This is a genomic window from Streptomyces sp. NPDC055078 (assembly GCF_053607985.1).
The window spans coordinates 1-10,091 of sequence record NZ_JBSGUP010000285.1 but is presented as its reverse complement, the minus strand read 5'-3'; the positions used below and the strand labels follow the sequence as shown (position 1 = coordinate 10,091).

At 70.5% G+C, this 10,091-nt stretch carries 8 protein-coding genes; 7 read left to right on the top strand and 1 reads right to left on the bottom strand.

The features are described 5' to 3' along the window. Positions 1-102: 102 nt before the first annotated feature. Positions 103-603, bottom strand: a complete 501-nt coding sequence (gene bldD / locus ACWF94_RS22830; protein ID WP_401883130.1) for a transcriptional regulator BldD — start codon at positions 601-603, stop codon at positions 103-105. 281 nt (positions 604-884) lie between these two features. Between bldD and pyrR the strand changes: the two genes are divergently transcribed. From pyrR to ACWF94_RS22795, 7 genes are all read left to right on the top strand, one after another. Beyond that, positions 885-1,460, top strand: a complete 576-nt coding sequence (gene pyrR, locus ACWF94_RS22825; RefSeq protein WP_453491361.1) for a bifunctional pyr operon transcriptional regulator/uracil phosphoribosyltransferase PyrR — start codon at positions 885-887, stop codon at positions 1,458-1,460. A 148-nt stretch (positions 1,461-1,608) separates the two neighbouring features. After that, on the top strand, positions 1,609-2,592 hold the full coding sequence (locus ACWF94_RS22820; RefSeq protein ID WP_453491366.1) for an aspartate carbamoyltransferase catalytic subunit: 984 nt from the start codon (positions 1,609-1,611) through the stop codon (positions 2,590-2,592). Continuing rightward, on the top strand, positions 2,589-3,878 hold the full coding sequence (locus ACWF94_RS22815) for a dihydroorotase (RefSeq protein ID WP_453491358.1): 1,290 nt from the start codon (positions 2,589-2,591) through the stop codon (positions 3,876-3,878). Before ACWF94_RS22820 ends, ACWF94_RS22815 begins: the two co-directional genes overlap by 4 nt. Then, on the top strand, positions 3,875-4,447 hold the full coding sequence (locus ACWF94_RS22810) for a PH-like domain-containing protein (RefSeq protein ID WP_453491356.1): 573 nt from the start codon (positions 3,875-3,877) through the stop codon (positions 4,445-4,447). Before ACWF94_RS22815 ends, ACWF94_RS22810 begins: the two co-directional genes overlap by 4 nt. Further along, positions 4,444-5,604, top strand: coding sequence for a glutamine-hydrolyzing carbamoyl-phosphate synthase small subunit (carA, locus tag ACWF94_RS22805; RefSeq protein ID WP_453491353.1), 1,161 nt, complete (start codon positions 4,444-4,446; stop codon positions 5,602-5,604). Before ACWF94_RS22810 ends, carA begins: the two co-directional genes overlap by 4 nt. Beyond that, complete coding sequence (gene carB / locus ACWF94_RS22800; protein ID WP_453491350.1) at positions 5,597-8,929, top strand: carbamoyl-phosphate synthase large subunit; 3,333 nt, start codon at positions 5,597-5,599, stop codon at positions 8,927-8,929. Before carA ends, carB begins: the two co-directional genes overlap by 8 nt. Positions 8,930-9,071: 142 nt before the next feature. Continuing rightward, positions 9,072-10,091: quinone-dependent dihydroorotate dehydrogenase (locus ACWF94_RS22795; protein WP_453491347.1), on the top strand; the 1,020-nt coding region annotated here is incomplete at its 3' end.

Genomic DNA, 10,091 nt, shown 5'->3' with positions numbered 1-10,091 from the left:
GGACCGGCCCCGCGGACAGCGGCGGAGGGCGGCCCCGACCGATGCGGGCCCGCCCTCCGACGTGACGTTTCTCCTCAAGCGGGACATACCCTCCGAGCCGGCTCAGCCCTCGTCGTGGCTGACCGCGCGGCGCGCGTCCGCGTCCAGCACGCCCCAGCTGATGAGCTGCTCGGTCAGGACCGAAGGCGACTGGTCGTAGATGACCGCGAGGGTGCGCAGGTCGTCCTGGCGGATCGACAGCACCTTGCCGTTGTAGTCGCCCCGCTGGGACTGGATCGTGGCCGCGTAACGCTGGAGGGGGCCCGCCTTCTCCTGCGGCACATGGGCGAGCCGCTCCAGGTCGAGAACGAGCTTCGGCGGCGGCTCCGCGGCCCCGCCCGGCGTGGTGCCCGGCAACAGCTCCTGCACCGGAACGCCGTAGAAATCCGCCAGCTCGGCCAGGCGCTGCACGGTCACGGCGCGGTCGCCCCGCTCGTACGACCCGACCACCACGGCCTTCCAGCGGCCCTGGGACTTCTCTTCCACGCCGTGGAGGGACAGCCCCTGCTGGGTGCGGATGGCGCGGAGCTTGGCCCCGAGCTGCTTTGCGTATTCGCTGGACATATAGCTCCCCGGACGCTGTGACAACGTGCGGCTCGGCCGCGCGACTGGTAACTCACTGTGAGGTTACGCAGCGTTACTTGGATGCGTCAAGCCGAATGGTCCGGACCGGTCGATTGTCATGATCCGGACCGGCTCGGGGTGCGATCCGGCGCCGGATGTGCTGCGGGGACCTCTGCCCGGGGCGCGAACAGATGCACGACACGGCCCTGGTACGGTGGGTGACGCAATTCCGACGTCCTTTAAGGTCCGTCCAGTGAGGCGGAGAAGGAGGTCCGTTTCATATGGACACGCACAGCTCCGATGTGGCACGCCCCGTCCTGGAGGCGCCCGACATCGCGCGGGTACTGACCCGTATCGCCCATGAGATCGTCGAACGCGCCAAGGGCGCCGACGATGTGGTGCTCCTCGGCATCCCCACCCGCGGCGTCTTCCTCGCCCGCAGGCTCGCCGACAAACTGGAGGAGATCACCGGCCGTACGATGCCGGTCGGCTCCCTCGACATCACCATGTACCGCGACGATCTGCGCCTGCGGCCCGCCCGGGCGCTGGCCCGTACCGACATCCCCGGCGAGGGCGTCGACGGGCGCCTGGTCGTCCTCGTCGACGATGTGCTCTTCTCCGGCCGCACCATCCGCGCCGCCCTCGACGCGCTGGGCGACATCGGCCGCCCCCGCGCCGTACAGCTCGCGGTCCTCGTCGACCGGGGCCACCGGGAACTGCCCATCCGCGCCGACTATGTGGGCAAGAACCTCCCCACCTCGCTGCGGGAGACGGTCAAGGTCCTGCTCGCCGAGGAGGACGGCCGCGACACCGTGCTGCTCGGGGTGCGCGAGAGCGTGCCCGCCGCCGAGCGATAGCGCCCCTCCCGGCCGCCCGCCCACCGGCGGGACCCCCGCGTCCGTATGCCTCCCGCGAGTCTCCCGCGTGTCCACAGCCACCGGCGGACGCGCGGCGGACGCGGCGAGCCCGCCGGCCCTGTTCGCCCCGACCACCGGAGCCCCTTCGATGAAGCGTCACCTCGTCTCGGCCGCCGACCTCACCCGTGACGACGCCGTGCTCATCCTCGACACCGCCGAGGAGATGGCCCGCGTCGCCGACCGGCCGATCAAGAAGCTGCCCACCCTGAGGGGCCGTACCGTCGTCAACCTCTTCTTCGAGGACTCGACCCGGACCCGGATCTCCTTCGAGGCCGCCGCCAAGCGGCTCTCCGCCGATGTCATCAACTTCTCGGCCAAGGGGTCATCGGTCTCCAAGGGCGAGTCCCTCAAGGACACCGCGCTGACCCTGGAGGCGATGGGCGCGGACGCCGTCGTCATCCGCCACCACGCCTCCGGCGCCCCCTACCGGCTGGCGAACTCCGGCTGGATCGACGGCGCGGTCGTCAACGCGGGCGACGGCACCCATGAGCACCCCACCCAGGCCCTGCTGGACGCCTTCACCATGCGCCGCCGGCTGGTGGGCCGGGACGCCGGCATAGGGCGCGGCCTCGAAGGGCGCCGGATCACCGTCGTCGGCGACATCCTGCACAGCCGGGTCGCCCGCTCCAATGTGCTGCTGCTGCACACCCTCGGCGCCGAGGTCACCCTCGTCGCGCCGCCCACCCTCGTACCCATCGGCGTCGAGAACTGGCCGTGCCAGGTGTCGTACGACCTGGACGAAGTGCTGACCAAGTCCGACGCGGTGATGATGCTGCGGGTCCAGCGCGAGCGGATGAACGCCGCCTTCTTCCCCACCGAGCGCGAGTACGCGCGCCGCTACGGCCTCAACGGCGACCGGATGGCCCGGATGCCCGAGCACGCGGTCGTCATGCACCCGGGTCCGATGAACCGGGGTATGGAGATCACCGCCGAGGTCGCCGACTCCGACCGCTGCACGGCCGTCGAACAGGTCGCCAACGGCGTCTCGACCCGGATGGCCGTCCTGTATCTGCTGCTCGGCGGCAACGAGCCCGCCGTCACCCACGCGCGTCCCGAGGAGAACAAGTCATGAGCAAGATCCTTATCCGTGGCGCGAAGGTGCTCGGCGGCGAGCCGCAGGATGTGCTGATCGACGGCGAGACCGTCGCCGCGGTCGGCAGTGACCTGGCGGCGGGGGACGGCACCACGGTCGTCGAGGCCGCCGGGAAGATCCTGCTGCCCGGCCTGGTCGACCTGCACACCCACCTCCGCGAGCCGGGCCGTGAGGACTCCGAGACCGTCCTCACCGGCACCAGGGCCGCCGCCGTCGGCGGCTTCACCGCCGTCCACGCGATGGCCAACACCTTCCCCGTCGCCGACACCGCGGGCGTGGTCGAGCAGGTCTGGCGGCTCGGCCGGGAGTCCGGCTACTGCGACGTCCAGCCGGTCGGCGCCGTCACCGTGGGCCTGGAGGGCAAGCAGCTCGCCGAGCTGGGCGCGATGCGCGACTCCGCCGCCGGGGTGCGGGTCTTCTCCGACGACGGCAAGTGCGTCGACGACGCCGTGATCATGCGGCGCGCGCTGGAGTATGTGAAGGCGTTCGACGGCGTCATCGCCCAGCACGCACAGGAGCCCCGGCTGACCGAGGGCGCCCAGATGAACGAGGGCGTCGTCTCGGCCGAGCTGGGGCTGGGCGGCTGGCCCGCCGTCGCCGAAGAATCGATCATCGCCCGGGATGTCCTCCTCGCCGCCCACGTCGGCTCCCGGGTGCACATCTGCCATCTCTCCACCGCGGGCTCGGTCGAGATCGTCCGCTGGGCCAAGTCCAAGGGCTGGGACGTCACCGCCGAGGTCACCCCGCACCATCTGCTGCTCACCGACGAACTCGTCCGCACCTACGACCCCGTCTACAAGGTGAACCCGCCGCTGCGCACCGAGGCCGACGTACTGGCCCTGCGCGAGGCCCTCGCCGACGGCACCATCGACTGCGTCGCCACCGACCACGCCCCCCACCCGCACGAGGACAAGGACTGCGAGTGGGGCGCGGCGGCCATGGGCATGGTGGGCCTGGAGACCGCGCTGTCCGTCGTCCAGGAGACGATGGTCGACACCGGACTGCTGGACTGGGCCGGGGTCGCCGACCGGATGTCGTTCCGCCCGGCCGTGATCGGCAGGCTGGCCGGGCATGGACGTCCTGTCTCGGCAGGTGAGCCCGCGAACCTGACGCTGGTGGATCCGGCATACCGTGGAGCGGTGGACCCCGCGGGCTTCGCATCCCGCAGCCGCAACACCCCCTACCAGGGCCGTGAGCTGCCGGGACGCGTCACGCACACCTTTCTGCGGGGCCGGGCAACGGTCGTCGACGGGAACCTCGCGTGACATCTTTGAGCACCACCGCAGCCGGACTCGCCGCCGAGCAGAAGTCCGCCGAGGTGACGGACTGGGCGGCCCGTCTCGGCTGGGTCGCCGGCCTGGCCCTGTTCATCGCCCTCGTGTACTGGCTGATGCGCCAGGGCTGGAAGTGGCGCGGTTCCCTCCAGTCCGGGCTGCCCGCGCTGCCGGCCGCGCCCGGTGCCCCCGGCGAGCCCCGGCTCACGGCGACCGGCCGCTACCACGGCTCGACCACCGCAGGTCAGTGGCTCGACCGGATCGTCGCCCACGGCCTGGGTACCCGGAGCCGGGTGGAGCTGACCCTCACCGACGCGGGAATCGATGTCGTACGGCCAGGGGCGACCGACTTCTTCATCCCCCGGCATGCCCTGCGCGGGGTCCGGCTCGACAAGGGCATCGCCGGAAAGGTGCTCGCCGACGGCGGGCTGCTGATCGTCACCTGGGAGCACGGCGGCACCCTCGTGGACTCCGGCTTCCGCTCCGACCGCGCGGCCGAGCACAACGAGTGGACCACCGCACTGAACGACCTGATCAACACGACGGAAGGCGCACGATGACCACCGCCACCCGGGGAGCCGCTCACCAGCGGCAGGCTCCCGCCGTACTCGTCCTGGAGGACGGCCGCACCTTCCGCGGCCGTGCCTACGGGGCCGTGGGGGAGACCTTCGGCGAGGCGGTGTTCAACACCGGCATGACCGGTTACCAGGAGACGCTCACCGATCCCTCGTACCACCGCCAGGTCGTCGTCATGACCTCCCCCCATGTGGGCAACACCGGTGTCAATGACGAGGACGACGAGTCGCGGAAGATCTGGGTCGCGGGCTATGTCGTGCGCGACCCCTCCCGCGTCCGCTCCAACTGGCGCTCGCGGCGCACCCTCGACGACGAGCTGATCGCCCAGGGCGTCGTCGGCATCAGCGGAATCGACACCCGCGCCCTCACCCGCCATCTGCGCGAGCGGGGCGCGATGCGCGTCGGCATCTTCTCCGGCGACGCGATCGCCGACGAGGCGACCCTGCTCGCCCGGGTCCAGGAATCCCCACAGATGACGGGCGCCGACCTCTCCTCGCAGGTCGCCACCGCCGAGACATACGTCGTCCCCGCGATCGGCACCAAGCGCTTCACCGTCGCGGCGCTGGACCTCGGCATCAAGGGCATGACCCCGCACCGGATGGCCGAGCGCGGTATCGAGGTGCACGTCCTGCCGTCGACCGCCACCGTCGACGAGGTCTACGCCGTCGAGCCGGACGGGGTCTTCCTCTCCAACGGCCCCGGCGACCCCGCCACCGCGGATCTCACCGTCGTCAGGGCGGTTCTGGAGCGCGGGACCCCGCTGTTCGGCATCTGCTTCGGCAATCAGCTCCTCGGCCGCGCGCTCGGCTTCGGCACCTACAAGCTCAAGTACGGCCACCGGGGCATCAACCAGCCCGTACAGGACCGCACCACGGGCAAGGTCGAGGTCACCGCCCACAACCACGGATTCGCCGTCGACGCCCCGCTCGACCAGGTGTCCGACACCCCCTACGGCCGTGCCGAGGTCTCCCACGTCTGCCTCAACGACAACGTGGTCGAGGGGCTCCGGCTCCTCGACCGGCCCGCGTTCAGCGTCCAGTACCACCCCGAGGCGGCTGCGGGCCCGCATGACGCCGCGTATCTCTTCGACCGCTTCACGTCTTTGATGAACACAGCCCTGATGGAGGACCAGCGTGCCTAAGCGCTCCGATATCCAGTCCGTGCTGGTGATCGGCTCGGGTCCGATCGTCATCGGTCAGGCCGCCGAGTTCGACTACTCCGGCACCCAGGCGTGCCGCGTCCTCAAGTCCGAGGGCCTGCGCGTCATCCTCGTCAACTCCAACCCGGCGACGATCATGACCGACCCGGAGATCGCCGACGCCACCTATGTGGAGCCGATCACCCCGGAGTTCGTCGAGAAGATCATCGCGAAGGAGCGGCCCGACGCCCTGCTGCCCACACTGGGCGGCCAGACCGCGCTGAACACGGCGATCTCCATGCATGAGCAGGGGGTGCTGGAGAAGTACGGTGTCGAACTGATCGGCGCCAATGTGGCGGCCATCAACAAGGGCGAGGACCGCGATCTGTTCAAGGACGTCGTGGCCGCCGTCCGGGAGAAGATCGGCCACGGCGAGTCCGCCCGGTCGGTGATCTGCCACACCATGGACGACGTCATCGCCGGCGTCGAGACCCTCGGCGGCTACCCCGTCGTGGTGCGTCCCTCGTTCACGATGGGCGGCGCCGGTTCCGGGTTCGCGCACGACGAGGGCGAGCTGCGCCGGATCGCCGGGCAGGGCCTCACGCTCTCGCCGACCACCGAAGTGCTCCTGGAGGAGTCCATCCTCGGCTGGAAGGAGTACGAGCTGGAGCTGATGCGCGACAAGAACGACAACTGTGTCGTCGTCTGTTCCATCGAGAACTTCGACCCGATGGGGGTGCACACCGGGGACTCGATCACCGTCGCCCCGGCGATGACGCTGACCGACCGCGAGTACCAGCGGCTGCGGGACATCGGGATCGCCATCATCCGTGAGGTCGGTGTCGACACCGGCGGCTGCAACATCCAGTTCGCCGTCAACCCCGACGACGGCCGGATCATCGTCATCGAGATGAACCCCCGGGTCTCCCGCTCCTCCGCTCTCGCGTCCAAGGCCACCGGCTTCCCGATCGCGAAGATCGCCGCCCGGCTCGCTGTGGGCTACACCCTGGACGAGATCCCCAACGACATCACGGAGAAGACCCCGGCGTCCTTTGAGCCCACCCTCGACTATGTGGTGGTCAAGGTGCCGAGGTTCGCGTTCGAGAAGTTCCCATCCGCCGACGCGACCCTGACGACGACGATGAAGTCGGTGGGGGAGGCCATGGCCATCGGCCGGAACTTCACCGAAGCCCTCCAGAAGGCGCTGCGGTCGCTGGAGAAGAAGGGCTCCCAGTTCGACTTCACCGGTCAACCCGGTAATAAGACGGACAAGGCGGACAAGGCGGCCCTGCTGGCGGAGGCCGGGCGCCCGACCGACGGGCGGATCAACACCGTCATGGACGCGATCCGAGCCGGAGCCACCCCGGACGAGATCTTCGAGGCCACCGGGATCGACCCCTGGTTCGTGGACCAGCTGTTCCTGATCAAGGAGTACGCCGACGAACTGGCCGCCGCCGCGAAACTGGACCCCCTGATACTGGCCGGGGCCAAGCGGCACGGCTTCTCCGACGCGCAGATCGCGGGGATCCGCGGACTCCGCGAGGAGGTGGTCCGCGAGGTGCGGCACGCCCTGGGCATCCGCCCCGTCTACAAGACCGTCGACACCTGCGCCGCCGAGTTCGCCGCCCGCACCCCGTACTTCTACTCCTCCTACGACGAGGAGTGCGAAGTCGCCCCGCGCGAGAAGCCCGCCGTGATCATCCTCGGCTCGGGGCCGAACCGGATCGGGCAGGGCATCGAATTCGACTACTCCTGTGTCCACGCCTCCTTCGCCCTGCACGACGCCGGGTTCGAGACCGTGATGGTCAACTGCAACCCGGAGACCGTCTCCACCGACTACGACACCTCCGACCGGCTCTACTTCGAGCCGCTCACCCTGGAGGACGTCCTGGAGATCGTGCACGCCGAGACCCTCGCCGGACCCGTCGCCGGGGTCCTGGTCCAGCTCGGCGGCCAGACCCCCCTCGGCCTCGCCCAGGCACTCAAGGACAACGGCGTCCCCATCGCCGGGACCTCCCCGGAGGCCATCCACGCCGCCGAGGACCGCGGCGCCTTCGGCCGCGTCCTCAAGGAGGCCGGGCTGCCCGCGCCCAAGCACGGCACCGCGACCACCTTCGCCGAGGCCGAGGCGATCGCCACGGAGATCGGGTACCCCGTCCTGGTCCGCCCGTCCTATGTGCTGGGCGGCCGGGGCATGGAGATCGTCTACGACCGGGCCCGCCTGGAGTCGTACATCGCGGAGTCCACCGAGATCAGCCCCAACCGCCCCGTGCTGGTCGACCGCTTCCTCGACGACGCCATAGAGATCGACGTCGACGCCCTCTACGACGGCCACGAGCTGTACCTCGGGGGCGTCATGGAGCACATCGAGGAGGCCGGCATCCACTCCGGCGACTCCGCCTGCGCCCTGCCCCCCATCACCCTGGGCGGACACGACGTCAAGCGTCTGCGGATCTCCACGGAGGCCATCGCGCGCGGCGTCGGCGTCCGGGGACTGATCAACATCCAGTTCGCGCTGGCCGGGGACATCCTGTACGTACTGGAGGCCAATCCCCGCGCCTCCCGGACCGTGCCCTTCACCTCCAAGGCCACCGCCGTCCCCCTGGCCAAGGCCGCCGCCCGGATCTCCCTGGGCGCGACCATCGCCGAACTGCGCGCCGAGGGACTCCTGCCCCGGGAGGGAGACGGGGGGACGCTGCCCATGGACGCCCCGATCTCCGTCAAGGAGGCCGTGATGCCCTGGTCGCGGTTCCGGGACATCCACGGCCGGGGCGTCGACACCATCCTCGGCCCGGAGATGCGCTCCACCGGCGAGGTCATGGGCATCGACTCCGTCTTCGGCACCGCCTACGCCAAGTCCCAGGCCGGGGCGTACGGCCCGCTGCCCACCAAGGGACGGGCGTTCATCTCGGTCGCCAACCGCGACAAGCGCTCGATGGTCTTCCCCGCGCGCGAACTCGTCGCCCACGGCTTCGAACTGCTGGCGACCTCCGGCACCGCCGAGGTCCTCAAGCGCAACGGGATCAGCGCCACCGTGGTCCGCAAGCAGAGCGAGGGCCAGGGCCCGGACGGTGAGCGGACCATCGTCCAGCTCATCCACGACGGTGAGGTCGACCTCATCGTCAACACCCCCTACGGGACCGGCGGACGCCTCGACGGCTACGACATCCGCACCGCCGCCGTCGCCCGCTCCGTCCCCTGCCTCACCACCGTCCAGGCGCTCGCCGCCGCCGTCCAGGGCATCGACGCGCTGGGCCGCGGGGACGTGGGCGTCCGCTCCCTCCAGGAGCACGCGCGGCATCTGACCGCGGCCCGCGACACGCCCTGACCACGGGCCGGCGAGCAGACAAGACAAGCAGACAAGACAAGCAGACAAGACAAGCAGACAAGCAGGCACGCCAGGCACATCGGGCCAGGGGGACACCGGAACCGGTGTCCCCCTCCTGATGACTCCCGCTGAGGACCCCACCATGTACCCACTGCTCTTCAACGCCGTCTTCCGGTGGCTGGACCCCGAGCGGGCCCACCATCTCGCCTTCCGCTGCATCAGGCTCGTCGCCCGCGTCCCCGTCCTGCGCACCTTTGTCGCCGCCGCCCTCGCACCCCGCCACCAGGAGCTGCGGACCGAGGCGCTCGGACTGCGGATGCACGGCCCCTTCGGGCTCGCGGCCGGTTTCGACAAGAACGCCGTCGGCGTCGACGGACTGTCGATGCTGGGCTTCGACCATGTGGAGATCGGCACCGTCACCGCGCTGGCCCAGCCGGGCAACCCGCAGCAGCGCCTCTTCCGGCTGCTCCCCGACCGGGCGCTGATCAACCGTATGGGCTTCAACAACGAGGGCTCGGCCGCCGTCGCCCAGCGGCTCGCCGAGCGCCGGCCGGTCTTCAGGACCGTCGTCGGCGTCAACATCGGCAAGACCAAGGTCGTACCGGAGTCGGAGGCCGTCGCGGACTACGTCACCTCCGCCGAGCGGCTCGCCCGGCACGCCGACTATCTCGTGGTGAACGTCTCATCGCCGAACACGCCCGGACTGCGCGACCTCCAGGCGACCGAGTCGCTGCGCCCGCTGCTCACCGCCGTACGCGAGGCCGCCGACCGCACCGTCCAGGACCGCCGGGTCCCCCTCCTGGTCAAGATCGCACCGGACCTCGCGGACGCCGACATCGACGCGGTCGCCGATCTGGCCGTGGAACTGGGCCTCGACGGCATCATCGCCACCAACACCACCGTCGCCCGCGAGGGCCTGCGCTCCGGACCGTCCCTCACCCAGGAGGCGGGCGGGCTCTCCGGAGCGCCGCTCAAGGAGCGCTCGCTGGAGGTGCTGCGGCGGCTGTACGCGCGCGTCGGCACCCGGATCACGCTGATCGGCGTCGGCGGCATCGAGAACGCCGAGGACGCCTGGCAGCGCATCCTCGCCGGAGCCACCCTCGTCCAGGGCTACAGCGCCTTCGTCTACCAGGGCCCCTTCTGGTGCCGCGCCATCCACAAG

Excerpts from the sequence above, each read along its gene's own strand:
- ACWF94_RS22815 (WP_453491358.1), top strand. The coding sequence starts at position 2,589 with ATGAGCAAGATCCTTATCCGTGGCGCGAAGGTGCTCGGCGGCGAGCCG.
- carA (WP_453491353.1), top strand. The coding sequence starts at position 4,444 with ATGACCACCGCCACCCGGGGAGCCGCTCACCAGCGGCAGGCTCCCGCC.
- bldD (WP_401883130.1), bottom strand. The coding sequence starts at position 603 with ATGTCCAGCGAATACGCAAAGCAGCTCGGGGCCAAGCTCCGCGCCATC.
- ACWF94_RS22820 (WP_453491366.1), top strand. The coding sequence starts at position 1,609 with ATGAAGCGTCACCTCGTCTCGGCCGCCGACCTCACCCGTGACGACGCC.
- pyrR (WP_453491361.1), top strand. The coding sequence starts at position 885 with ATGGACACGCACAGCTCCGATGTGGCACGCCCCGTCCTGGAGGCGCCC.